Annotated in this window: 23 protein-coding genes and 1 riboswitch; of the genes, 10 read left to right on the top strand and 13 right to left on the bottom strand. The window is 42.6% G+C overall.

Going from position 1 to position 26,149, the window contains the following annotated elements; translation table 11 throughout:
* Positions 1 to 152: 152 nt before the first annotated feature.
* Positions 153 to 593 (top strand): RcnB family protein, encoded by a 441-nt coding sequence (locus tag FTV12_RS06415; protein ID WP_159124086.1) that lies wholly within the window; start codon positions 153 to 155, stop codon positions 591 to 593.
* A gap of 91 nt (positions 594 to 684) precedes the next feature.
* On the opposite strand, the gene FTV12_RS06410 is transcribed toward FTV12_RS06415, so the two are convergent.
* Entirely contained in the window at positions 685 to 1,182 is a 498-nt protein-coding gene (locus FTV12_RS06410) for a phosphate-starvation-inducible protein PsiE (RefSeq protein ID WP_159124143.1), read from the bottom strand.
* Between the two features lie 173 nt (positions 1,183 to 1,355).
* Between FTV12_RS06410 and FTV12_RS06405 the strand changes: the two genes are divergently transcribed.
* Positions 1,356 to 1,562: a hypothetical protein gene (locus tag FTV12_RS06405; protein WP_125279369.1), complete on the top strand. Its 207-nt coding sequence runs from the start codon at positions 1,356 to 1,358 to the stop codon at positions 1,560 to 1,562.
* A 52-nt stretch (positions 1,563 to 1,614) separates the two neighbouring features.
* Here FTV12_RS06405 and FTV12_RS06400 read toward each other — a convergent pair whose 3' ends face one another.
* The 3 genes from FTV12_RS06400 to FTV12_RS06390 form a co-directional block, all read right to left on the bottom strand.
* Positions 1,615 to 3,396 carry an acyl-CoA dehydrogenase C-terminal domain-containing protein gene (locus FTV12_RS06400; protein WP_180011794.1) on the bottom strand — a complete coding sequence of 594 codons (1,782 nt, stop codon included), beginning with the start codon at positions 3,394 to 3,396 and terminating at the stop codon, positions 1,615 to 1,617.
* A gap of 169 nt (positions 3,397 to 3,565) precedes the next feature.
* On the bottom strand, positions 3,566 to 5,368 hold the full coding sequence (locus tag FTV12_RS06395) for an acyl-CoA dehydrogenase C-terminal domain-containing protein (protein WP_159124145.1): 1,803 nt from the start codon (positions 5,366 to 5,368) through the stop codon (positions 3,566 to 3,568).
* Between the two features lie 309 nt (positions 5,369 to 5,677).
* Positions 5,678 to 6,307 (bottom strand): hypothetical protein, encoded by a 630-nt coding sequence (locus FTV12_RS06390; protein WP_180033781.1) that lies wholly within the window; start codon positions 6,305 to 6,307, stop codon positions 5,678 to 5,680.
* Between the two features lie 137 nt (positions 6,308 to 6,444).
* Here FTV12_RS06390 and baeS point away from each other — a divergent pair, with 137 nt between their 5' ends.
* The 4 genes from baeS (at position 6,445) to FTV12_RS06370 (ending at position 10,980) form a co-directional block, all read left to right on the top strand.
* The gene (gene baeS, locus FTV12_RS06385) at positions 6,445 to 8,109 is read left to right on the top strand and encodes a sensor histidine kinase efflux regulator BaeS (protein WP_180033780.1); all 1,665 of its coding nucleotides are present in this window, start codon (positions 6,445 to 6,447) and stop codon (positions 8,107 to 8,109) included.
* Between the two features lie 14 nt (positions 8,110 to 8,123).
* Positions 8,124 to 8,810: a response regulator gene (locus FTV12_RS06380; protein WP_180033779.1), complete on the top strand. Its 687-nt coding sequence runs from the start codon at positions 8,124 to 8,126 to the stop codon at positions 8,808 to 8,810.
* Positions 8,811 to 8,900: 90 nt separating this feature from the next.
* Positions 8,901 to 9,407 carry a GNAT family N-acetyltransferase gene (locus tag FTV12_RS06375; protein ID WP_180025146.1) on the top strand — a complete coding sequence of 169 codons (507 nt, stop codon included), beginning with the start codon at positions 8,901 to 8,903 and terminating at the stop codon, positions 9,405 to 9,407.
* Between the two features lie 220 nt (positions 9,408 to 9,627).
* Positions 9,628 to 10,980 (top strand): amino acid permease, encoded by a 1,353-nt coding sequence (locus FTV12_RS06370; protein ID WP_180033778.1) that lies wholly within the window; start codon positions 9,628 to 9,630, stop codon positions 10,978 to 10,980.
* Between the two features lie 298 nt (positions 10,981 to 11,278).
* On the opposite strand, the gene FTV12_RS06365 is transcribed toward FTV12_RS06370, so the two are convergent.
* The 7 genes from FTV12_RS06365 to FTV12_RS06335 form a co-directional block, all read right to left on the bottom strand.
* Entirely contained in the window at positions 11,279 to 11,815 is a 537-nt protein-coding gene (locus tag FTV12_RS06365) for a hypothetical protein (RefSeq protein WP_257220877.1), read from the bottom strand.
* A 93-nt stretch (positions 11,816 to 11,908) separates the two neighbouring features.
* Positions 11,909 to 12,283: an MmcQ/YjbR family DNA-binding protein gene (locus FTV12_RS06360; protein ID WP_180033777.1), complete on the bottom strand. Its 375-nt coding sequence runs from the start codon at positions 12,281 to 12,283 to the stop codon at positions 11,909 to 11,911.
* Between the two features lie 76 nt (positions 12,284 to 12,359).
* Positions 12,360 to 13,805, bottom strand: a complete 1,446-nt coding sequence (locus FTV12_RS06355) for a YdiU family protein (RefSeq protein WP_180033776.1) — start codon at positions 13,803 to 13,805, stop codon at positions 12,360 to 12,362.
* A 138-nt stretch (positions 13,806 to 13,943) separates the two neighbouring features.
* A complete protein-coding gene (locus FTV12_RS06350) occupies positions 13,944 to 15,110 on the bottom strand; it encodes an acyl-CoA desaturase (RefSeq protein WP_180002335.1) in 1,167 nt (388 codons plus the stop codon).
* A 424-nt stretch (positions 15,111 to 15,534) separates the two neighbouring features.
* Positions 15,535 to 16,248 (bottom strand): glycerophosphodiester phosphodiesterase, encoded by a 714-nt coding sequence (locus FTV12_RS06345; protein WP_104495371.1) that lies wholly within the window; start codon positions 16,246 to 16,248, stop codon positions 15,535 to 15,537.
* Between the two features lie 145 nt (positions 16,249 to 16,393).
* Positions 16,394 to 16,978 (bottom strand): cob(I)yrinic acid a,c-diamide adenosyltransferase, encoded by a 585-nt coding sequence (locus tag FTV12_RS06340; RefSeq protein ID WP_159124153.1) that lies wholly within the window; start codon positions 16,976 to 16,978, stop codon positions 16,394 to 16,396.
* Between the two features lie 95 nt (positions 16,979 to 17,073).
* Positions 17,074 to 18,897, bottom strand: a complete 1,824-nt coding sequence (locus tag FTV12_RS06335) for a TonB-dependent siderophore receptor (protein ID WP_127799854.1) — start codon at positions 18,895 to 18,897, stop codon at positions 17,074 to 17,076.
* A gap of 37 nt (positions 18,898 to 18,934) precedes the next feature.
* A riboswitch (cobalamin riboswitch) is annotated at positions 18,935 to 19,145 on the bottom strand.
* 143 nt (positions 19,146 to 19,288) lie between these two features.
* Between FTV12_RS06335 and FTV12_RS06330 the strand changes: the two genes are divergently transcribed.
* From FTV12_RS06330 to FTV12_RS06320, 3 genes are all read left to right on the top strand, one after another.
* On the top strand, positions 19,289 to 19,933 hold the full coding sequence (locus FTV12_RS06330; RefSeq protein ID WP_166139520.1) for a phosphoribosylanthranilate isomerase: 645 nt from the start codon (positions 19,289 to 19,291) through the stop codon (positions 19,931 to 19,933).
* Entirely contained in the window at positions 19,914 to 21,158 is a 1,245-nt protein-coding gene (gene trpB / locus FTV12_RS06325; protein WP_180033775.1) for a tryptophan synthase subunit beta, read from the top strand. Before FTV12_RS06330 ends, trpB begins: the two co-directional genes overlap by 20 nt.
* A gap of 360 nt (positions 21,159 to 21,518) precedes the next feature.
* Positions 21,519 to 22,511, top strand: a complete 993-nt coding sequence (locus FTV12_RS06320; RefSeq protein ID WP_180033774.1) for a DUF2804 domain-containing protein — start codon at positions 21,519 to 21,521, stop codon at positions 22,509 to 22,511.
* 63 nt (positions 22,512 to 22,574) lie between these two features.
* On the opposite strand, the gene FTV12_RS06315 is transcribed toward FTV12_RS06320, so the two are convergent.
* A complete protein-coding gene (locus FTV12_RS06315) occupies positions 22,575 to 23,453 on the bottom strand; it encodes a metal-dependent hydrolase (protein WP_180033773.1) in 879 nt (292 codons plus the stop codon).
* Positions 23,454 to 23,593: 140 nt separating this feature from the next.
* Between FTV12_RS06315 and FTV12_RS06310 the strand changes: the two genes are divergently transcribed.
* Positions 23,594 to 24,631, top strand: a complete 1,038-nt coding sequence (locus FTV12_RS06310) for an AraC family transcriptional regulator (RefSeq protein WP_180033772.1) — start codon at positions 23,594 to 23,596, stop codon at positions 24,629 to 24,631.
* A gap of 40 nt (positions 24,632 to 24,671) precedes the next feature.
* On the opposite strand, the gene FTV12_RS06305 is transcribed toward FTV12_RS06310, so the two are convergent.
* On the bottom strand, positions 24,672 to 26,003 hold the full coding sequence (locus FTV12_RS06305; RefSeq protein WP_179993250.1) for a Na+/H+ antiporter NhaC family protein: 1,332 nt from the start codon (positions 26,001 to 26,003) through the stop codon (positions 24,672 to 24,674).
* Positions 26,004 to 26,149: the final 146 nt, after the last annotated feature.

Below are 26,149 nucleotides of genomic sequence, written 5' to 3'. Positions count from 1 at the left end.
GTGATATTAGCATACGCACTTCAGCGCTCATCACGCAAGCCTGTTAAAGTCATGGAATCAATTACAAAACTTTGCAGCAGCAGGGAATTTATCCATATTTTCTGCATGGATTTTGGTTAAAATATGGTCAGAAATCTTTGGAGGACGCACTTATGAAAAAATTAGCTTCAGGTGCATTGCTGGCTTCATTCCTGTTTGGTATTGCGGTGCCCGCTTGGGCGGATAATGCCTGGGTAGGCTATACTGGTGTTGATCGTTCTAAACCTCAACATCGTCCTCCATCACGTCCTCATTATGCACCGCAACCTCCTCATTCGCAGCGGCCTTACTATCCGCAACGTCCATCCCATGGCGGCTATTATCCTCCTGCACAGAGCCAAAGCGGGTTCAATATCCAGTATCAGGCACCGACCACGATTTACCAGAATTCCAATAGCTATAGTTGGGTTAATGGTGATCCAAATGTGGCCTACATTGAAAGTTCGAGATATACAGTGATTACTGACTGGCAGCGTTTGGGATTGCCGGCACCACCACGCGGAAGTTACTGGATTTATGAAAATGGTCGTTATGTGTTGATGAATAACCGTTAAAAGAAATTCCCTCTCTTGTTAGGAGGGGTGATTAATTACCCTCTTGCGAAGCAGTGCTTCTCACCTTTTGCAAAGGGGAACTTTTCTATGACTATGCCAACTCATCATCCTCAGGTCGTGGAGTTTTACCTTCTGGTAATGGCTTTTCGCTATGCTTGTCGCGAATAACGGATGGATAGGTCCAGGACGCATAACGGACCACCAGAATGGCAAAAGCCAAAATCAGAATCGAACCGGTAATAATAACCTGATCCATGCTGGCTTTGTGTGTATGCTGAATATCAGAAATCAGTAAACGGGTCAGGGCAGTAATCGCAATATAAATCAGGAACCGAACCGGCATATGATTGGTCTTGAAATAGATGCCGACCATGGCACCAAGTTCCAGATAGATAAACAGCAAAAGAATATCATCAATGGTGGCAAACTGTTTGACGGCCAAGATGTCAAATACGGTATGACCTGCGGACCAGATCACCATACAGCCAATAATAAACAGCGCAAGATAATGGAAACTTTCAACGGCAAGGTTGCCAAAACGGTCGAGGAGAGTTTCTATTCTTTTTACTTTAGACTCAGATTTACTCATGTTCTCCTCCAGATTTTTCATGTGAAATAACATATGAACAGGAAAGAACTAGCAAAGATCATGCACAAAAAGAGAAAAATAAAATAAAAGTGAAATTATTCGAACTTTTGCACTTTTTTTGCACTAACTTGTTATATTGTATGAGAACTACATTGAATAAATAGGAGAAAAAAATGTTGGACAAAATTCAAACAAAAATTAGTCAATTAGAAGCAGGAAAAAAATTAATCCTGGGCACGGGGATCAAGGCTGAAGAGATGCAGAAGGTACTTGAACTGTGTGAATCTTTAGAGTCGCAAGGGGGAATTAAAATAGTGAATAAGCATTTCAATCCTAAAATAACGACGCAACCAGATACGATCTTGATTGAAAAAGTATAGTGCATAAAAAGCCCTGCAGATGCAGGGCTTTTTATATGGATTCACGTCAAGATTAAGCTTGAGTCGTGAAGTAATCTTCAGAGAAATTCATCACTACTTCACAACCGGCTTTCACTTTAGTGATACGCAGTGCAAGTTCAGGCAAGATGCGTTGCGTGAAATAACGCGCCAGTGCCAGTTTGTTTTGGTAGAACTCGCCATCTTTGTCTTTTGCAGCATTGGCAATGCGCGCAAACATATAAGAGAAGCTCAATAGGCCTACTGCATGTAGGTAATCAACCGCTGCAGCATTCGGGAATTCTGCATTTTCGCCAGCAGCTTCAAGCACAAACTGAGTCAATGATTCTACTTCAGTAGCTGCATCTAAAGTTGCATCTTTAATGAAGTTCAGGTCTGCATCTAACTGGTTCGCAAAGTCGCGGATTTCTTCGATGTATTCACCGATGTACGCACCGCCACATTTAATGGTTTTACGGCCGATTAAATCTTGTGACTGAACGCCATTGGTTCCTTCATAAATCTGTGAGATACGCAGGTCACGGATACATTGTTCCATACCCCATTCACGGATATAACCATGTCCACCAAAGACCATTTGTGCATCTAGGGTTGCCTGGAATGCAGTATCCGTCAGGTAAGCTTTCGCGATTGGTGTCAACAGTGCCACACGGTCATTGGCTTTTTTTACGGCTTCAGGATCAGTCGAGAACTTGGTGATATCCAGTTGCTGACCGACATACACCGCAAATGCACGAGATGCTTCGTTGTTCGCACGAACATTCAGCAACATACGACGTACATCACCATGTACTAAAATGCTGTCTGCCGGTTTAGCCGGTGATTGAGCACCAAGGGCACTACGACCCTGTAAACGATCTGTCGCATATTGCGCAGCATTTTGATAAGCAAATTCTGAGGCGCCTAGGCCCTGGATGCCCATAGACAGACGTTCGTAGTTCATCATCACGAACATGGCGGCCAGACCTTCATTTTCTTTGCCCACCAGGTAACCTTTGGCACCGTCAAAGTTCATTACACATGTTGCAGAGGCCTTGATCCCCATTTTGTGTTCGATTGAACCAGGACCAACTGGATTACGTTCACCAATTGAACCATCTTCATTGACCAGGAACTTTGGTACAATGAACAGGGAAATACCGCGAGAGCCGGCAGGCGCATCAGGTGTTTTTGCCAGCACCAGGTGAATAATGTTTTCAGCAAGATCGTGGTCACCACCCGTGATAAAGATTTTGGTACCAGTAATGCTGTACGTACCATCTTCATTACGTTCAGCTTTGGTTTTGATAATACCCAGATCAGTACCGGCATGTGGCTCAGTTAAGCACATGGTGCCTGACCATTCGCCAGAGTAGATTTTAGGAAGGTAGGTTTCTTTTTGCTCTTGAGATGCATAGCTGTTTAAAGCCATACCTGCACCCACAGAAAGAAGCGGGTAGAGCATGAAAGATGGGTTAGTTGCAAACAGCATTTCATCAGAAAGTACGGTAAGCATTTTCGGCATTTCCTGGCCGCCCCATTCTGCATCGGCACCCAGACCGATCCAGCCACCTTCAGCATATTGTTTGAATGCTTCTTTAAAGCCAGCAGGTGTGGTGACATTGCCATTTTCATATTTTGCGCCTTCTTCATCACCGGTACGGTTCAGAGGAAGCATGACGTTTTGCGCAAACTTCGCCATTTCTTCAAGAATGGCTTCTGCTGTGGCAGTATCCAAGTGGCCAAGATTTTCATTGGCCTGCCAGAACTGTTCTGCATTGAAAACATCATTCAGGATGAATTTCATGTCAGCAAGTGGCGCGTTATAAATTGGCATAGTATGTCACCTGTTTTATTGTTTAATTGGATTGTTTTGGCTCAGTCTAAAGCATTAAAAATCTGAATGTTAGACGACTAAAGGTTAATTCTGTAACTCTTTATAAAGAAAAAGGACTGCCTGAAGATGGCCGTCCTTTTTCTTATTATGCATTTAAAACTGCATCAGCTTAGAATGCGAAATGTTCAGCATCTAAAGACATAAGCGGTTCTACACCAGTTGCAATCACGTCAACGTGTGAACGAACACGTGGCAGGATTTTCTTGAAGTAGAAGCGTGCAGTCGTCAATTTAGCATTGTAGAAGTCTGCATCAGTGGTACCTGCAGCAAGAGTCTCTTGAGCAACCAGTGCCATACGAGCCCACAGGTAAGCCAGTGTTACATAACCAGAGAAGTACAGGTAATCTACTGCAGCTGCACCCACTTCTTCAGGGTTTTGCATCGCACGCATACCAATCTGCATGGTCAGGTCACCCCATTCTTTGTTCAATGCCGCAAGCGGTTCAACAAATTCTTTCATTGCAGAATTGTCTTTGTTCGCTTCCGCAAATTTGTGGATGATCTTAGTGAAGTCTTTCAACATCGCACCTTGAGTACCCAGTACTTTACGGCCTAACAGATCCAGTGCTTGAATCTCAGTCGTACCTTCGTACAGGCAGGCAATACGTGTATCACGTACGATTTGTTCCATGCCATGCTCAGAGATAAAGCCGTGACCACCGAAGACTTGAACACCATGTTTCGCAGCTTCTGAACCAGTTTCAGTCAGGAATGCTTTTGCGATTGGAGTTAATAGCGACAGGATATTGTCAGCGAACTTGCGCTCTTCTTCAGAAGTACCTTGTTCAACCACATCAGCATATTGAGCCAACAGGTAAACCAGTGCACGACCACCTTCAGCAAATGCTTTTTGAGTTAAAAGCATGTTACGTACAGCTGGATGAACAATAATTGGATCAGCTTCTTTTTCAGGTGCCTTAGGACCCGAAAGAGAACGCATTGCCAGACGGTCTTTGGCATAAGTTAAAGCGCCTTGGAACGCCGCTTCAGATGCAGACAGACCTTGTACAGCAGTACCGATACGTGCAGTGTTCATGAAGGTGAACATGCAGTTCAGACCACGGTTTTCAGGACCGATCAGGAAGCCTTTGGCGTTATCGAAGTTGATGACACAAGTTGCGTTACCATGGATCCCCATTTTGTGTTCGATTGAACCACAACGTACGCCGTTACGCTCACCGATTGAACCGTCAGCATTCAGGTTGAATTTTGGTACGATGAACAGAGAAATACCTTTAGTACCTTTAGGCGCGCCAGGAAGACGAGCAAGTACGATATGGATAATGTTCTCTGCCATGTCGTGTTCACCAGCAGAGATAAAGATTTTCTCGCCAGAGATTGCATAGCTACCATCAGCTTGTGGTTCAGCTTTAGTGCGGATGATGCCGAGGTCAGAACCTGCATGAGATTCAGTTAGACACATGGTACCTGTCCATTCACCTGAAACCAGTTTAGGCAGGTAAGCGTCTTTTTGTTCTTGAGAACCGTGGTGTTCTAAAGTACGAACTGCACCATGAGACAGACCAGGGTACATACCCCATGCCCAGTTCGCAGTACCCACCATTTCAGAAAGAGTGATACCTAAAGAATTTGGTAAGCCTTGACCGCCGTATTGCTCTTCAGCAGAAAGAGAAGGGAAGCCTAGCTCGATGTATTTTTGGTACGCTTCTTTAAAGCCAGTCGGTGTTGTTACAACGCCGTCATTCCAGGTACAACCTTCACGGTCGCCTACTTGGTTTAGAGGAGATAATTCATTTTCACAGAAGTCAGCTGCAGCTTCTAGGTACTGATCAACCAACTCACGGCTTACGTTTTCTTGAAACGCAGGAAGTTTTGCGTAATGTTCTTCAGCATTTAATAATTCGTGTAGAACGAATTGCATGTCACGTAAGGGCGCTTTGTATTGTGGCATATCGGTTTCCTCAATACTGGTTTAGACCAGCGTTATCATCCTAAATTAATTGAAACGTGCCTTCAGTGACACGTATTGCTATGAATCTAATCGTGCAACATCTTGCCCAGCCATACAAGCTTTCAGGCGGCTTTCTTGGTGACTATAAAGTCAAAGATTAATCTGCACAGAACAGTAAACATATTGACTGCAAAGACTTTTGTAGAAATTAGCAGAACATGAATGGTCAAAAGAGGACTGAGGAGTCAGCCATAAAAAAAGGCACCCGAAGGTGCCTGAATTTGAAGGAATAAGAAACGTAGAAGAAGATTAAGATGCAGCTTTAGTCATCTTAATGGGTGCATTCGGCTGGAAGTGCACGATACATTGACCATCAATAGTTTGAGTACCCGCTTTCACTTGAACGGCCTTACCGTGGGTTTGACCTTTACAAGCGTTGGCAAACGCAGTTTGTAGAGCCTGACGTTCTGATAAACGCTGATCATACTGTTTAACCATTTCTGCACGTTGACTATCCGTTAATGCTTCTCCACGGTTCATATCACCTCGGAATTCACCACGCATTGGACGATGTTCACCGCGCATACTACGGAATTCACCACGTTGACCTGTGATGCCTTTATGGTCAGGTTTGAAAGAAATCTTGCATTGCCCATCAATGGTTTTATCACCCGCCTTGATTTGGACTGCACTACCTACAGCTTTACCGTCACAGGCCTGTTGAATCTGTTTATGCAATTGCATGCGTTCTGCACGAGCGGCTTTGAATTGTTCGCGTTGCTCTGGAGTGAGACGATGCTGTTTTTGACCTTCATGATGTTTCATCATACGAGAATGATCTTTCTGCTCATTCACGTTGCTCGTAGATTGACAGGCAGTCAATGCACCCATCGATAAAACACTGGCACTGATTAAGGCGATTCTTGTCATTGCTTTCATGTTTTTACCCCATTCAAGAGCTGATTCTTTTTGATGAGTAAAGATTAAATAATAAAGATGAAGAAACAATGGAGAGTTTTTTAAGTCTGTGTTCGCTACAATAATGAATATAGAGAAGAAAAACTGAGATTTTTACTTTGAAGATTCGCCGTATTCCGATTGCATTACGTCTGTTTTTGACTGTTTTATTGACCACCCTGGTAATTACCACGGTGAGTCTAGGCGTATTGCATCTGAATATGCAGCGCAACTTTACCCGCTATGTGGCGGATGTAGAAATGCAGAAGCTCGATCATGTGATCGAGAATCTGGCCGATGTCTATACGGTATATGAAGACTGGGGTAATGCCATTCAGGCGCAGATTCTGCAAATCGAAGGTGAAGCCGCACCGGATGATTATGACCGTTTATCGCGCTGGTGGTTGCGGCGTCAGTATGATATTGCCTTACAGCAGCGTTACTTTCAGGAGCAGACCTTAGCCACTGTAGCGCCTTCAAGTATGGTTGAACCAAATCTGACATCGCGTTCAGTCAATGAAGAAGAATTGCGTATTCTGGCATCTAACCTGCCTTCACAATTCCAGCCCTTTGAAGGTTTAAGATTTCCACTTAGTTCCAATCAGAACCTGTTTAGAACCGACCGTAAAGACAATAATGGCGGTCAACAGTCAGTTCAGCCGCCTACCGGCAAGAAGCAGTTCATCCAGATGCCAGACCGTCTGGGTCTAAGTTCACGCCTGTCACTCTATGATGCCAAACGGCGTTTTGTAGTAGGTGAGGCGTCAGATGAGCAGATTTCCTATCGTCCAATTATGGTTGAAAACCAGGTGGTCGGTTATCTGGGCTTGAAACCGGTTTTAGACCAAGATGATGCTTTAAGTATTAATTTCTTTAGTAATCAGAAACGTTACCTATTTTTAGTTTATGGTTTAAGTATTCTAGCCAGTCTGATTGCTGCATTATTACTGGCAACTTATTTTAAAAAACCGATTCAGCGTTTGTTGAACGGTACGCGTGAATTGACTCGCGGTAATTATCAACATCAAGTGAAAGTGAAACGTAATGATGAGCTGGGTGATCTGTCTAATGAGCTGAATCAATTGGCCGTGATTCTGGATCAGCATGAAACTTCACGCCGTCAGTGGGTAGCAGATACTTCACATGAACTGAAAACTCCGCTGGCAGTCTTGCAGGCACAAATTGAAGCGATGCAGGATGGAATCCGTAAACCGACACCAGAGCATTTTGCGTCGATGTTGGCACAGGTAACCAGCCTGAAAAAACTGACTCAGGACTTGGCAGCTCTAGCGCAGGCTGATGCACAGCAATTACAGTTTTACTATGCAACTGTAAATCCATGGGAGGTGGTGCAGCAGGAATTGATGAACTTCCAGCCTAAATTTGAACAGGCTGATCTGAAAGTGACTATTGAAGGTGACGGTGCTGAAGTTGATCTAGATCTGGACCGTTTCAAGCAGATTGTAGCCAACCTGCTTAGCAACAGTATTCGTTATACAGAAGCCGGTGGTCAGGTACATATCCATACCGAACAGAATGAGAAAGAATGGACCTTATATGTCGATGACAGTCCATTCGGTCTGACCGATGAGCAGCTGGCTCGCATTGGTGAGCGTTTCTATCGGGTTGATGATTCGCGTACCCGTTCCACCGGTGGAACAGGCTTGGGTCTGGCCTTATCTTGTAAAATTACTCAGGCTATGGGTGGTAGCTTAAGCTTTGCACATTCACCATTAGGTGGTTTACGATGCAAACTGAGCTTTCCTAAACAAATGAAACCATAAAGGAAAATATATTCATGAAACATATTATGCTGGTTGAAGACGAAGTCGAACTTGCCCTGTTAGTGCGAGATTATCTAGAGGCTGCTGGTTTTGAAGTCAGCGTGTTTCATGATGGGCAAGAAGCATATAACAGTTTTACCCAGCGTAAACCGAGCCTGATGATCTTGGACTTGATGGTGCCGCGTATGGATGGTCTGACCATTTGCCGTAAAGTACGTGAGCAATCAGACTTGCCGATCATTATGGTGACTGCGCGTACTGAAGAAATTGACCGTGTACTGGGCCTGAATATGGGCGCGGATGACTATATCTGTAAACCATTTAGTCCAAAAGAACTGGTTGCCCGTGTACAAGCCGTATTACGCCGTTTAGACCGTAAAGCTGAGCTGGAAAGCAATGATTTATTCCGTATGGATAAATCACAACAGCGTATCTGGTATCAGCAAAAAGCCTTGAACCTGACCCCGACTGAATTCCGTTTGCTGGAGCTGTTCCTAGAGCATGTCGGCCAGGTGTATTCACGAGCACAATTACTAGATCATATCAATCCGGACAGTTTTGATGTGGCAGACCGTGTGATTGATAGTCATATCAAAAATTTGCGCCGTAAAATTTCAGATGCTGCGGAAACCGGAAACCGTCATGAGTGGATTCAGGCCGTTTATGGGGTAGGTTACCGTTTTGAATATCCTGAAGACTGATATTCGAATTCGTTAAAGAAAAGCGGATAGACTTCTTGGTTTGTTCGCTTTTTTATTTCTGAAAATGATCAATATAAGAGAGCCAAAATAATGAAAATCATCATTCGGGATGAACGGCTAGAAGATATTCCAGCCATTGCTAAATTGACCCGAGCGGCTTTTCAAAATACTGACCATTCAAGTCATACTGAACAATTTATTGTCAATGCTTTGCGCACGCATGGGCAGTTAACGATTTCTCTAGTTGCGATTGAAAATAATCAGCTGGTTGGCCATGTGGCTATTTCACCTGTCACTATCTCTTCAGGTGAAACTGGCTGGTACGGTCTTGGCCCAATTTCGGTATTACCTGCAAAACAAGGACAGGGAATCGGCACTTTACTTATACGGGTAGCTTTAGATCGCCTGCAACAGTTGGGGGCTCAAGGATGTGTAGTGCTCGGTGATCCTCAATATTATGGTCGTTTCGGGTTTAAGGCTTTTTCAGAACTTTACCTCAAGGATGTTCCATCAGAATATTTTCAAGTCATTGCATTTAATGGATCTATTCCACAGGGAGAAGTGGTTTACCATGAGGCGTTTAATGCGACACAATAATTCATCAAAAAAGAGCTATTTCTATTGAAAAGTTATGGAGTTTTGAAATGTAAAATAGCTTTTAACTAGTATCTATTATGAAATCAATTATTTATATTTCTTTTTATCTGAGTAGATACAAAAAATAAAAGTTTAATAATTAATAACTTAAATTTATGTATTGGTTGATTAGTTGGAGACCCGCTACAATTCGGTTTTTTATTCATCATGAGAGCGTGTCTTGGAGAGTGAAACACCGCAACTACAGCGCCGTTTAAAGAACCGTCATATCCAGCTGATTGCTATGGGCGGGGCCATTGGAACCGGATTATTCTTGGGGTCCGCACAGATTATTCAGTCCGCAGGACCTTCCATTATTCTGGGCTATTTGATTGGTGGTTTGATTGCATTCCTGATTATGCGCCAGTTAGGTGAGATGATTGTGCATGAGCCTGTGACTGGTTCATTCAGTTATTTTGCATTTAAATACTGGGGTAAATTTCCAGGCTTTTTAACCGGCTGGAATTACTGGATTTTATATATTCTGGTCGCAATGACAGAGCTGACCGCCATTGGCAAATATATCAATTACTGGTGGCCACATATTCCAGCCTGGGTATCTGTACTCATTTTCTTTTTGGCGGTAACCCTTGCCAACCTAGCCAATGTCAAAATTTATGGTGAGTCTGAGTTCTGGCTATCGATGATTAAAGTCTTTGCCATCATTGCAATGATTATCTTTGGCATATATTTGCTCCTCACTGCTGATGCAACCTCAACCGCTTCGATCAGCAATTTATGGATTCATGGTGGCTTTTTTCCGAATGGCTTTGATGGGCTGTTTTATATGCTCGCCTTTATGATGTTTGCCTTTGGCGGCATTGAGCTGATTAGTATGGCAGCGGCAGAAACCGAAAATCCTGATAAGAACATTCCACGTGCTGTGAATCAAACTGTGATTCGGGTATTTTTATTTTATATCTGCTCGCTTGCCGTATTACTTTCACTTGTACCATGGAATCAGCTGAATTTAGGCGATTTAGATCATAGTCCATTTGTAATGATTTTCAGCCAGATGGGGATTGAATGGGCTGCACATTTACTGAATTTCATTATTTTAACTGCTTCACTTTCAGTTTGTAATAGTGGCATGTATGCCAATAGCCGTATGTTGATGGGGCTGGCTCAACAAGGGAATGCACCGCAATTATTTAAGAGCGTAAATAAACATGGTGTGCCTGTGGCTGCGGTATTGTTCTCAGCATTTCTGATCTTTGGCTGTGTGATCTTGAATTACTTTGTGCCTGAAAAAGCGTTGAGTTACCTGATTTATATTGTGGTAGCAGCTGCGGTATTGAACTGGATGATGATTAGTTTGATTCATTTGAAATTTAGACAAGCCATCAAACGAAAGGGGATTCAAACCAAATTTCCAGCAATCTTTGCGCCGTTTAGTAACTATTTTGTTTTAGCTTTTATGCTGATGATTTTATATATCATGTGGACACAAGGCTTTATGTTGTCAGTGTTGATGTTGCCTGTCTGGATTGGCTTGTTATTTGGGGTGTTTAAGTTGGTGAAGAAAGAGGCTTAAACTAGCAAATGGACTCGGATGAGTCCATTTTCATATGTATACATCTAAGCATTACTTTAATTTATGGTGAATGACTTCTTTAAACTCAGCCATAGTTTCACATTGATCAAAAATTTTAAAATATTCTAAAACAACATTTCTAGCTTGATTAGAAATACGACTAAAATGTGCTGGGTGAGGGACTCTTAGAATTAAAATCTCGTCGTTCCAAATTTTCATGCTGAATTTATCAATAGGTTCTTTTAATAACAATCGATCATTTGAAGTAAGGTGTAATTTTTCCTCTAATTTAGGGAAATTATTGTGGTACTGCCCAACAAAAAAAAATAACACGTGGTTGAGTATCTTTGATTTGCTGGGATAAATTTAGAATAGACAATTCTTGAAGATACAAGAAAATATCCTTATATGTTCTATTTTTACTTAAAGTATTGAATGAGGCTTTTTTATAGTCAAATAAATAAAAATTTAGCCATTGAATAGGTTCTTGATGATTTTGAATTTTAATTTTTTTTAGAAATTGTAAAAAACTACTATGCTTAGGTGATTGAGAGTAAAGCTCTTGATGACGACGAACACTATTTTGAATCACAGTGTCGAAATTAATATCTTCATTTAAAAAGTTACTTAATCGACTTTGCCAACCTTTTGTTTCTTGACCAACCAGCAACACCTTATTCTTTGATGAATAAAAATTTTCATCCAAGAATGGAATAAATGGATAACTTAAATGATGTAAACATTCTTTTTGTTCTGTCGGGATTTCAATTAATTTTGATCTTAAATCAATTAATGTGCTGTGTTGGTTAATCATAGTTTGAGTGATTTTTAACATCTTAATATTATTTGATTTAATCACGTTATCTTATGATTGAACAAGATAATTGTAATGGATGAGAGACCATTTTATAAGGTTGAAGTTCCAGACTTATTTTTCTAATGTTCGTAATAATTCAATCCGTACTTTTTCTGCTTTCTTTAATTTCGATACTACCAGCTCATAAGAATTCTGTACTAGGTCCTCAATCAGAGGTTCATCCAGTTCATTATTTTCATACACTGAAATCCAGTGCTGTTTATTCATATGCCAGCCAGCATGGATATAAGAATAAATATCTCGCAGCATAGCAGCATGATCAGGCGCTACTTTTAAATTAATGACAGCTTTGCCTTGAAGATAAAACTGAAGCATAAAGACTTTATCTAGCACTTTGAATACATCACAACCTTCACCGAAAGGCTGAGTCACAGTGACTTCAGGTAAACTTATCGCTATCTGTGTTGAGATTTGATGTAGGGTCATAAGTTGTGAATAAACTGAAATAAAACTGTGGATAATGCTTAAATTATCCACAGTTTTTGGTCGTCTTATGAATAAATTAAGATGAACAACTCACCATGACTTCAGGCACATCACTCGGCAATGGTCCTAGATCTTCAGGGTGTTCCAGATCTGGCTGTTTTAAATAAGGCTGACTTAATAATTTAAACAGGCGATCGACTTCGGAAAAGTCATCCCGCTCAGCTAGTTCAATGGCTTTCTGTGCCATATGATTGCGCAGGATATAGTGTGAATTGACGAGTTGCATGGCGGCATCTAATTCTCCAGTATCCTGATGTTCGCGGATCGCTTCATATTGAGTCAGGAATGCTTCAAACTGACGGCGATCCAAACAATCATCCTTGATTGCTTCATATTCATGATTCTGCAGGCGAATAAAGCTTTGCGTATAGTCGAGTTGCTCGCTTTGTAAGATTCTGAGAAAAGCCATGGCGCAGTCAAAGCTGTCTTTGTGAAAACTCGGTAAGCCCATTTTCTGGTTTAGGCCATGCTTATAATGTTCCAGGAAGGTCGGTTCATAATGTTCCAGACATTGGGCCAGATCCTGTTTCCATTGTTCTTCATCATAGTTTTCAGGACATAATGGAATCAGGTTATTCAGCCACATCCACAAGTTCCAGTGGCCGATGCTTGGTTGCTGCTGATAAGTATAGCGACCCTGATAATCCGAGTGGTTATTAATCCAGTTGGGACGGAAACGCTCCATAAACCCATACGGGCCAAAGTCTAGCGTTGAACCAGTAATATTCAGGTTGTCGGTGTTCATGACACCATGTGCAAATCCAACCAGTTGCCATTTGGCAATCATCACTGCTGTGCGCTGAATGACTTGGGTAGCAAATGCCAGAATAGGCTGTTCTGCTTGCAGACATTGCGGATAATGCCATTCCATACATTTTTGTGTGAATACAGGCAGCAAGTCTGGCTGATACTGATTGATCCATTCAAAATGTCCAAACCGGATATGACAGTCAGACGTCCGTAATAGCATCGCGCCCGGTTCCAGTTTTTCACGCTGTACACCTTGAGCGGAAGAGGTAAAACCAACCGCATTACTGGACTCTACACCTAGTGCATTTAAGGCGTGTCCGGCTAGGTATTCCCGAATCACCGAGCGTAACACTGCACGACCATCTCCCATACGTGAATAAGGCGTTGCACCAGCACCTTTTAAATGCAGATCAATGGTCTGATGATCTTTATCCAGAATCTGAGCGATCAATAAACCACGTCCATCACCCAATTGACCTGCCCATTGACCAAACTGATGGCCAGCATAAACCATGGCCAAAGGTTCAAACTCAGCAAAGGTTTTTTGACCACTACAAATTTCGACCCATTGTGCTTTATCTTCCTCAGACCATTGCAGTTGCTCAGCAAGCGCAGCATTAAAATGTCCCGCTTTAGTACCTTTTAAAGGTAGCGGGGGCTGATGATGATAAAGGCGAGGAGGGAGAGTTTGATATCGGGAATTAAAATACATAGCAGTCAAAATATTTAGGCAATAAAAGCAATATAACAAAGATCTCTGTTTAAAACTGTTGTAAAAGGAAAGTATAAGTAAGACGAGTAGAAATAAAAAAAGCCCCTGATTTCAGGAGCTTTTTTGAGAATCTAAATCTTATTGAGAGACAGGCGCTTTTTTCAAATTACGTACTAACAGATTCAGTGTTTCACGATGATGGGAAAGACGCTGTTCGACTAATTGAAATTCAACTTTAAGTTTGTCATCCATCTGGTGAATTTTTTCTGCTACAGCCGCCTTTTTCACCTGAATTTCCTGTTCTTTGAGTTTAGCCCAGTCATTCAATGTTTGAGTAAAAGCTTCATATTCCTGAGCGATTTTACTTTTCACATTGATAATGTCTTCATTGACATTATGACCATATACCGCCAGATCCTGCTCAGCATATTTAAACTTCATTGCCAGTTCAGCTTTTTTGATATTAAAGCTTGGAATACGGCGCAGATTTTTAGCCAGGCCCAGTTTAGAGCAAGTCCAGATTAACCATTTGGTTGGATCATATTGCCACCATTTCACGCCATTACGGTAATCATACTGGAAGATGTGATGATAGTTATGATAACCCTCACCCCAAGTCGCAATCGCTAACCAGAAGTTGTCACGTGCAGTGTTTTCATCCGTATAAGGACGTGAACCCCACATATGGCACAGTGAGTTAATGAAGAAGGTGACATGATGGCTCAGGATTAAACGCACCAGACCACCCAATAATAATACACCCCAAACATCGCCTACAGCCCAGCCAATTGGCAAGAGAATCGCAGCATGTACTGCAATTACTAGAGGCACATAGTATTTGTGCTGGAACATAACGACTTTGTCGTTTTGCAGGTCTGGTGCATTTTTGTAGTTTGGTTCTGCAGCAGGATAGTCACGCAGCATCCAGCCCAGGTGCGCATACCAGAAACCATTATTAATTGAATATGGGTCTTTTTCGACGTCATCGACATGACGGTGATGGGTACGGTGACCTGAACCCCAGTACAGAATACTGTTCTGCACGGCAAAGGTACCCATGATCATTAAAATGAATTTTAAAGGTAAAGTCGCTTCATAAGCACGATGTGCCCAAAGACGATGATAGCCCGCTGTAATCCCCAGGCTGCTAACGCCGAGCAAAACAAACATACTGATCCAAGCGGCAAGGCTAAAATCATGGTGATACGCATATAACGGAATCGCGATAACAGCTACAATGGGTAAAACTACCAGAGCAAACACAGCGACCCAGTTAATTGGGGCTTGAGGTAGGGGAGCATTCATCTCCAACAGCACTCCTGGAACCTGGGAAGGTATAACAAAAAGCAGAGGCCGCTATTGTTTATTTTAACAGCGGTTAAGTCATTCATATTAGCACGCCCCCTAGGGCATCACTAGCATTATTGTACGGTTGTATTGTACTTATCGGTAACAGAATAAGTAGGATGAAAACTACCATTTTCGCGGGCTAGACAGGCTCTGATTTCCGAGTAAATCACTGAGATTTTTGAAGCTTTTAATCAAATTTATTTTCTTAAAATGAGTTAAGTGAATGTTCATTTTTTCTACTAGATTGCAGAGAAATAAATTTGTAAGCAAACCCGTAACCCAAAGTTAAACAAGATTACAGACAGGCATTCTTCTTTAAATTATTTTTCAAGGCTTAAAGAAAAATAATCTATATATAGAATCTTGCATTTTGGGTCATTTAAAGATGTTGCATCATTAACTTCGGATAATCGGTAATGAGACCCTGAATACCCCAGTCGCGTAATTCTTTGGCACGATTAACATCATTTACGGTCCAGACGCTGATGGTGAGTTCGGCAGCTTGTGTGGCCTGAATAATATCTTTGCTGGCCAGTTCATTCATCCAGCCAATCTGACAACAGCCAAGTTCTAAAGCTTGATCAATCGCCTGATATTTCACATCTGTTTCAATCAGAAGGCCGCGTTTTAAACTGGAATTTTGCTGTTGCAAAGCCTGATGGATTTTAGGATCAAAACTGGTAATCACGACTGACTGCTCATAACCCTGTAACTGCTGTTCAAGCTCAAGCGTGATTTTTTCAGCATCGGCCTGGCTCGCTACACTTTTGACTTCAACTTCAATATGGTCAAAGTTATGAATCACGGTTAAGGTCTGATCCAGCATAGGAGTGGCTTCGACCTTGTTCCATTCTGACCATTTTACTGCGTGATTATATTGACTGAGATCCTGACGGCTACATTCGTAGAGGGGCTTTTGCAAACCGGTAGTGCGTACAAAATTATCATCATGCATGATGATCAGGGCATTGTCTTTAAGCTGGCGTACGTCAAATTCGACTGCGCGAATCCCGATATCCTGAATATATTGAAAACCGCCTAGTGTATTTTCAGGTGCTTCCCCACGCGCACCGCGATGTCCAATTATGCGCATGCTGCGATAACCTGAAGAAGTGAAGATGAAAACATAATGATGAAGAGTTGTGACAGGAGTATTGCAATATTCTGCGCCTGAAACACTTTGTTGCAAATACTGTTGGCGCAGAATTTTCCGTGCAATTTAATACATTTTAGCGGATTTATTGATCAATGGTTTCGTTGATATTTTTTTGCCATAACACCTCAGAACCACCTTCAACACGTTGCAAGGTGCGTGAAGCCACAAACAGCCAGTCAGATAGGCGATTTAATAGCTGCAGGGAAGTCGCCTGAATATTCTGGTCGCGTGAGTGAACTGACATCACGCTGCGCTCTGCACGACGGCACACGGCACGGGCTTGATGAGCAAAACTGCAAACTAAAGTACCCGCAGGCAAAATAAAATCTTTCAGCATCGGCAAAGCTTCATTCATACGATCGATGTCATTTTCCAGAAAATCAATCGAGACTGGTTGAACCAGGTTAAAGCCAGGGATACACACTTCACCACCCAGATCAAACAACCAGTGCTGGATCAGGCTTAAAGATTTATCCCAAGTCGCTTTATCCTGAATGCTGCTTGCCGCGATTTGTGCGCGTAAAACCCCAATGATGGCATTTAGCTCGTCCACATCACCGAGCGCGGCAATACGCAAGTCATCTTTGGCAACGCGTGAGCCATCACCCAGTCCGGTAGTGCCCGAATCGCCTGTGCGCGTGTAAATTTTACTTAAACGGTGACCCATGAGAGTTCCTTAAATGATTAAATGCTGTAAATAAAAAGAATCATGCCATAGGCATGACATGATTCTCAAAAGTATTTGCTTGGATTGGAATGATCTTAATATTTAAAAGTCACGCCGGCAGAAGCGAGGCGGCCTTCATCAACATAATAATTATTCCAGTTGTATTCGATCTTATGACGCACATCACCGACATTTTCTATGTTGGTAAATACTTTGACATGTGGGTTGATATTCCAGTAAGCATTTAAATCGACGGTCGCATAGCCCGGATTATGGTCTGAATCACTCCAGCTTTTTGACTTGGAACGGGCAATAAGAGAAGCACTCATCCCATAAATTTCATTTTCCAAACCTGTGGTCAGAGTGAGGGTTTGACGTGGTCGTTTAGCTAACTCAATATTCGTTTTGCTATCTTTAGCTTGTACATACGCAAAAGCAGTATCGATGAACCAATCGTCTTGTTTCCAGTTCCATGCCAGCTCGCCACCACGAAGCGTTGCTTCGCTGATATTATTTAACTTGCCATCAACTTTTTGGATCATGTTATCCACTTCGTTTTGATACACGGAAAATGAAACAGATGAGTTTTGAGTGAGGGCCTGGTCTAAGCCAATTTCATAAGACAGACTTTCTTCGGCTTTTAAATTTGGATTTGCAGATTCACCACTGTACAGCTCGTTTAAGTTTGGTGAACGAAAAGCTGAACCAATATTCGTATAGACGCTGAGTTGAGGTGATATTGCATAACGTGCAGCAGCTTGCCCTACAGTATGAGAGCCATACTTTTCGTTGTCTTCAACACGGATGCCGAGTTGTGTATTGAGTTTATCTGATTGATATTGATGCTGTGTGTAATATCCTTGAGAGGAAACATCACCTTTGTAGGCAACTCCATAAGAAAGAACATCACCATCAAGATTGCTATACGTTGTCCCTAGTAAAATATGATGCTGATCATTTAGATTGAGTTTGGCATACAATTCTGCTTCTTGAGTAGTGCTATATGAATAATCGACCTGACCTAGATAATTCGTAGCATTTTGATCTAATTGATCGTCAAACTGGGATAAGCGAGCATTGAGTTCTAATTGTGAGCCTAGGTTAATTCGTCCTCTCAGGTTAACCATTTCATTTTCAAAATCTTGTGAAGTGAGGCTACCTGCATTGTAATCACTTGTGCCTTTATTTTGGCTGTAATCGAGAGATAAGCCATATTGGTCTTTGTGGACGCCAAATTTTGTGCTGAAACCTTTTTGGTCAAAGGAGTAATTTTCATCTTCATCATCTAGAACAGATTTTCCGTCAGTTTCCAGGCGTTGACCACGGATTTGGGCATAAAAACCATCTTCAGCTAAATCGGCACCCACGAGTGATTTGTAAGTTTTATTCTCGCCAATTTCACCTGTTATAAATGCACCTGATTGTTCAGGTGTTTTAGAAATCATATGAATGACGCCGCCAATGGCATCTGTACCATATAAAACTGATGCTGGACCCTTCAGAATTTCAATTTGCTTGATATCGGTAGTATCAATAAAAGGGAGAGAAGCTGAACTGCTTAAAGCAGTATTCAATCGCATGCCATCACGCAGAACGAGTGTATGTGACGAGCTTGTGCCTCGCATAAAAATAGAGGATTGTTGTCCATAACCGCCTAGTTGAGCGACGTTTAAAGCAGCCTCTTTTTTCAATAAGTTTGGCAATGAAGCAATAGGGGATTGCTCAAGAGTCGCAGGTTCAATCACTGAAATTCGCGCAGGTACATTTTCAATGTTTTCTGCAGAGCGAGTTGCCGTGACTACAATGGTATCTAAAGAGGCTTTTGCAACTTTTTGCTCGGCGGCATGAACAGATGAAGTAAAACCCAACGCAAGTGCGATCGCACCTACCAAGGCAGTAGGTTGAAATGGAATAGACATGAGATGTGCTCCATACATTCACTCCCCGTGAATGATTGAGTTAAAGAACACAACAAGCAGGTATCCGGACTTAAATGCAGTATTGAAACATACTTACTTATCCACCTTCCCACATATTGATGCAGTGGTGTAAATCCTGAGGATTTATAAAGACAAGCTTTTCATTTTTTACCGTTGCGGGGGCAGCGTTGGATTTGCACCAACTTCCCTAAAGCCTTAAGGCCTTGACTCGTTGCAAATTGTGGCAAGTATAAAGTCTGCTTATGACTTAAACAATCAAGATCAAGAATAATCCGTATGAACTTTACGCAAGATCGATGATTTGCATTACAATGATTCACCCCAATCTCATAGATTACTTGATATCTTGGTAAATCAGAGCCAACACTATATGCGAACCCGTGCCAAAATCTGTGGAATCACCCGAGTTGAAGATGTCCAAGCTGTTGCTGATGCCGGCTGTGATGCCATTGGATTCGTGTTCTATTCACCGAGCCCACGTAGCGTGACTCAGGCACAGGCTGAAGTGCTGGTCAAAGCAGTGCCAGCTTATATTCAAGTGGTGGGCTTATTTGTTAATAGTACGGCAGATGACATCCAGGATATTTTAAAAACTGTTCCGCTGGATATTCTGCAGTTTCATGGTGATGAAAGCCCTGAACAATGTCAGGTTATCGCAAAGCAGGTTGGGCGTCGCTGGTATAAAGCGATTCAGGTCAAACCTGATCTGGACGTAGTCGCTGAGATTCAACGTTATCAGACAGCAGGGGCCAGCGCAGTACTGTTAGACGCATGGCATCCTGATTTAAAAGGTGGTACCGGCCACAGCTTTGACTGGAGCACCTTTCCTCAATTAGATATTCCCTTGATCTTGGCTGGGGGCTTAAACCCGGACAATATCGAGCAGGCAATTCACACCACGCAGGCTTATGCTGTTGATGTTAGTGGTGGTGTCGAATCCGCAAAAGGTATAAAAGACCAACAACTCATAGAACGCTTTATGCAAGGAGTCCATCGTGGATCAGCAAAGTACTAATCACAACAAGCCCGTGATTGACTATACCCAATTCCCGGATGAGCGTGGACATTTCGGTATCCATGGCGGGCGTTTTGTGTCAGAAACTCTGATGGCGGCTTTACAAGATCTGGAAAAGCTTTATTTCCGCATGAAAGATGATGAACAGTTTCTGGCAGAATTCGACCGTGATCTAGCCTACTACGTAGGTCGTCCTAGTCCTTTATATCATGCTGAGCGATGGTCAAAAGAGTTGGGTGGTGCGCAAATTTACTTGAAACGTGAAGATCTGAACCACACTGGCTCACATAAAGTAAATAACACAATTGGTCAGGCTTTACTGGCTAAACTTTCAGGCAAAAAACGCATTATTGCAGAAACTGGTGCCGGTCAGCATGGTGTAGCAACGGCAACCATCGCAGCACGTTTAGGTCTTGAATGTGTGGTGTTCATGGGTGCTGAAGACGTGAAACGTCAGGCGATGAACGTTTACCGTATGCGTCTGCTGGGTGCAACAGTTGTCCCTGTAGAAAGTGGCTCTAAAACATTAAAAGATGCCATGAACGAGGCAATGCGTGACTGGGTCACCAATGTTGACTCAACTTATTATGTGATTGGTACCGTGGCAGGTCCACATCCATATCCACAATTGGTTCGTGACTTCCAGTCCATCATTGGCCGTGAAGCACGCCGTCAGATTCAGGAACAGGCAGGTCGCCTTCCAGATGCGTTAGTCGCTTGTGTCGGTGGTGGTTCAAATGCGATGGGCTTGTTCTATCCATTCCTGAACGATCAGGATGTGAAAATGTATGGTGTTGAAGCCGCAGGTTTAGGGATTGAAACTGGCAAGCACTCTGCACCATTGAATGCGGGTCACGTCGGTGTACTGCATGGTAACCGTACTTACCTGATGTCTGATAAAGAAGGCCAGATCATTGAAACGCATTCAATTTCTGCTGGTCTGGATTATCCAGGCGTAGGTCCGGAACACAGCTTCCTGAAAGATATGGAACGTGTGGACTACGTGCCAATCAATGACCAGGAAGCGTTACAAGGCTTCCGTGACCTGACCAAGATCGAAGGGATTATTCCTGCGCTTGAAAGTTCACATGCGATGGCTTATGTCACTAAACTTGCACCAACCATGGACAAGGATCAAATCATTATTGCGACCGTTTCTGGTCGTGGTGATAAAGACTTGATGACCGTTGCCCGTATTGATGGCGTGGAAATGGTTGAGATGTAAAATCTCCCCCAGCCCCTCTTTTCAAAGAGAGAGAAAACCCTCCTTTCTAAAAGGAGGGTAGGGTGGATTAAGAAAAATCGTATTGAAGCTATTCAGTACGATTTTTTTATTTTTATAGATAAGAAAATTTTTAAAGATGAAGAGCAAGAAGCAATCTGGCTAAAAATGGGATAAAAACTATTCAAGTTCTGGATAAAACAGCAAAAAATCAGTTTCTCATTCAGAAAATTAAAATAGTTATTTTAAGCAGAATTGGCCGGAAGAGCTGACGAACGGTTTTAAAAAATTCTTTATCAAATCTCAATAATCGGCATAATAGCTTCAAGCAAAAATAGTTTTTGATTGAGATGGAATGTCTTAATGGATTTAATTCAGGAAAATGGACAACCACGTTACGGACGTTTCAAGGAAATTCCAAAAAGTATTGACTACAATGCGTATCAGTACAAAAATCCTTATGGTGATGTACTGACTGGCTGGCGTAAACAACTAAAATATAAAAAATTTAAATTCTGTAGTATTCAACACGAGCATTATACGATTGGCCTTGCAATTGCGGATATCGCTTGGGCTGGACACAGTTTTTTCTACATCTATAACCATAGCACCAACGAAGTGCAGGAATGGAATGCGATTAATTTCTTCTCGCGCAATACGGTGCTAGATGAACAGCCATTGTTTAATCATAGTTATTTTCATAAGTCTCCCTTTCAGATTGATATACAGCATGCCAATGGGGTGCGTTATATCCATGTGACCAAATATGGTGAAATCAAGCTTAGTGCCCGAATTTTCTGTGCAGGTACAGATCCGCTGAGTATGTGCAGTCCGACCGGAATTAATGGCTGGACCTATACCCAGAAATTGACCACTTTGGGTTGTGAAGGTTATTTCGTAAATAAGCAAGGTGAAACCATCCAGTTTAATGAGCGCACCTTCGCCTCTCTGGATGATACCTGCGGCTTTTTGCGTCCTGAAACTGCCTGGTTCTGGCTATCTTGTAATTTCTGGGATACCAATCGTAACCGTATCGGGATCAATCTCGCTTCCGGCGTCAATGAAAGCTTTGGCAATGAAAACTGTTTGTGGGTAAATGGCAAAATTTATCCTGTGGCGGATGTATTGTTTCAGCAGGAATCTGACGAACGCTGGAACATCCAGTCATTAGATGGCTGTTTGAACCTGAATGTACACACAGGCTGGCGCCGTTATGAAAATCTGAATCTGCGTCTGGTGGGCAGTCAGTTTAGCCAGTGGCAGGCAAAAGTATCAGGAACTATCCGGCAGGATGGCCAAGATATTGCACTGGTTAATGAATATGGACTTTTAGAACAGCACTATGCCAAGTGGTAATTCATTTTTCTAACTTCTAAATCTAAAAAAGCCTTCAATCTCGAAGGCTTTTGATTTCTAGGTTTAATCTTCTGCAGCTTGCCAGAAGGCTTCTCCTGCCTGAATCGGGTCGCCGGTTTCTGCCAGCGTTTTTACCCAAACCTCATATTGAGCAATCACTGGGTGCTGGGATGGATGGAAATCCTTTTTAAACCAGTCACGATACTGTTTACCCATACGAGTCAGAGTCCCTTTTTTGCCAAAGAACCAAGGTAAGCCCCGGATATTCATTTGCAAGCGTTGCAGCGGACTAAAGCCATCATGTTTAAGCATGACATTGGCACGGTAAATGGTAAAACCAAACATCAGCAAAGTCGTAATGAGCAAAGTATATTGACGCAGCCATTCTGGCGTTTTTGCCACATCTTTCATCACATCAAAAGCAACATCACGATGTTCCATTTCCTCAATCGCATGCCAGGCAAACATGGCACGGACAAAAGGATGGGCATTTCTTAAAGTATCTTTTTGCCCATAAAAAGTTTCAGCCATGAGCGCGGTCAAATGTTCCGCGGCTGCAGTGACTGCAATATTGTACTCAGGCGAACGGTTCTTCAGATCATAGTTCATCATGTAGTTCAGACGCTGAATAAACTGATCGACCGGCATGCCTTGTTCCCGCATCATGTTATTCATCTTGTCATGGGCAATGCCATGCTGGGCTTCTTGACGGATAAAATCCGCTACCCGTTTTTGTAGATCTGGATCTTTGATCTGGTCGCGGAACAGACGCACACTCTGAATGAAATAACGTTCACCATCTGGAAAGGTCAGACTCAGTGCATCAAACATACGGGTCAGGAATGGATCGCCACCAAACCAGTAACGCGGAATTTCACTCAGCTTAAAATCAAGATTACTGCGTACCACAGGCTGTACGGAAGATTTTAAAGGTGCGTTCATCTGCTTTCATTCTTTTTCTGAAGATGCTGACAGTATGTTCAGAATTGCACAAATTGTTTTGACAGATATGGCCAATTTTTATACATTTTACGCCAGAGAAAAATAAAATATACATTCGCAGCGGAGACAGGGACGCGCTCATGCAGGACATCAAAATCTCCAATGGCTATATCCAGCTATGGGCCACCTATTTACGTAGCTTAAATATAGAACCTTTAACCGCAAAGTTTCTTGCAGATCTACGACCTCAGCTCATTGGACTGATTGATCAGCCTTTTGATGCACAAGTTCCGCTGGATTTTCTCAATAGCATCCTGTTAAGAACCCAAAAACAGCTAGCGTGTCCACTGTTAATTTTTGAAATTGTGCAGTGCATTCGGCCAGAACATTTTGGTGTGCTGGGCTATATGGTCTCCAAAAGCAGCAGTATTCCTGAGATCATCAGCTACATCATGCGTTTTCAGCGACTGGTCATTGATGGGAGCGAATTTGTCCCATTGCAACTAAGACAGTATACGCAGAGTATTGAGTTATATTGGATCTATCAGGATGAGCGTTATAACCTGCTGAATGAGCTGACCATCGCAGCCATGGTGCAATTGGGGCGTTTTATTTTGCAGGATCATCCTTTGCTCTTGCGTCGGGTGCGTTTTGCCCATACTCCTGAAATTGCCCGAATTCATTATCAGAAATTCTATGCTGCGGAAGTGCAGTTTTCACAGCAGGATTATGGCTTTGAACTGGATATACAGGGATTAAACCTGAAATCGGAACAGGCCGATCCCATGCTATTACAGTTATTGATTCGTCAGGCTGAAGAAGCGATTGCGGCCAAACCGCCTGTAGAAAGTATTTTAACTCAGGCCCAAAAGGTGGTCGCAGAGCATCTGAGAAGTAGACAGCAGGCCATTAAAATTGAACAGCTGGCTGAGCAACTTTTTGTATCGACTCGAACTTTGCAACGTCAACTAAATGAACAGGGTAGTTCTTTTAAAAAACTGTTGGAGCAGGAAAGGATCAAGCGCTGTGAAAGCTTATTGCATCAGCCCCTAACCCTGACCGAAATCGCCCAACAACTAGACTATTCTGACCAGTCAGCTTTGGCCCGAGCTTATAAGGCAGCAACAAGCCGGACTTTATTGCAATATAGAAAACAATTAAAACAGGATCAGGCATAAAAAAACGGCCATCATTGGCCGCTTTATCTCATGACTTAATTTAAGCTGTTTTTAATTTAGGGTATCGGAAAGCAATCGCGATCACTGCAAAGATTGCCAGAATCCAGCAATAATACACGCCCCCGATTAGCTCGACTGGAGAAAGTTTGGCAATCGAACAGGCCAGTAATAATTGTGCGCCATAAGGGATCAGCCCCTGTACCACACAGGAGAAAATATCCATCAGGGCGGCGGCACGTTTCGGATCAACCCCATATTCTTTCGCCACTTCACGGGCCATATCACCAGCCAGAATAATCGCGACAGTGTTATTTGCTACAAACAGATTGGAAAATACCACCAGAAAGCTGATTCCAATTTCACCGGCACGCTGACGGCCTACTTTAAATAAGCGAGTCAGCGCGTAGATGCGTTCGATCAGCCAGCGTAAACCACCTTCACGTTGCATGATCGCAGACAGGCCACCCAGGAACATGGATAATAATGCCACTTCAAACATGCCGACAAAGCCGTCATAAATGGAAGTGTTCAGCTTGAGAATATTGAAATCTGGCGTAGCAAATAGCCCGAATAAACCCGATAACACGACACCGATGGTTAAAACCGCTAGAACATGCAGACGGCTAAAAGCCAGTAAAAAGACTGCAATATAAGGCAGGACCAGGATCCAGTTAAAATCCTTGTATTCCACTGGACTAGAACTGCCAGCATTGAAGATATAGATCAAAATCGTAACAATGGAAGCCGGTACAGCAATCCAGACATTGACGCTGAATTTGTCACGTAACTGCACTTTCTGGCTGCTGGTTGCAGCAATGGTAGTATCCGAAATCATGGACAGGTTATCACCGAACATTGCCCCACCGACCACGGCGCCGATCGCATAAACCACCGGAATCTCGGTCACTTGTGCAAAGCCAAAGGCAATGGGTGCACAGGCGGCAATGGTTCCCATAGAGGTACCCATCGCCGTCGCAATAAATGCCGAAATCACAAACAGCATCGGTAAGACAAAACTCGGAGGAATAACGGACAGGCCCATTTGTACAGTAGCATCAACACTGCCAATCGCACTGCTAACACTAGCAAAAGCACCGGCTAGCATAAACACCATGAACATCAGAATCAGGTTGGGATGGCTGGCACCTTTCAGAAATTCTTCAATACCCTGGTTGAGTTTGCCGCGATACACTAATGCAGCCAAGATAATCGCGGGCAGGGCGGCAACAGGTGCTTTAATCTGATAAAACGCAAATTCAGTTCCGATCAGAGAATGATAGATCCCGCTACCTAAAAAGATGGTTAAAAATACAATAAGCGGCAACAGTGCAATGGCGCGTGCCTGCACTGTACCTTCAGAGTCAGTCTGCATAGGAGATAAAAAAATAAGAGAATGGGGCTAGTATAAAACAGGTTTTGCAATTTCAGAAAACTTTAAATGAATGCGCTAACATCTGCATTTTTATTAATTTTTCCATGATAAAAATAAGTTTATCTAAATATTCAACATTTTAGGGA

It is taken from the genome of Acinetobacter sp. YH12233 (assembly GCF_013417725.1).
Taxonomy (GTDB): Bacteria; Pseudomonadota; Gammaproteobacteria; order Pseudomonadales; family Moraxellaceae; genus Acinetobacter.
This window is presented reverse-complemented; position numbering and strand designations above follow the sequence as displayed.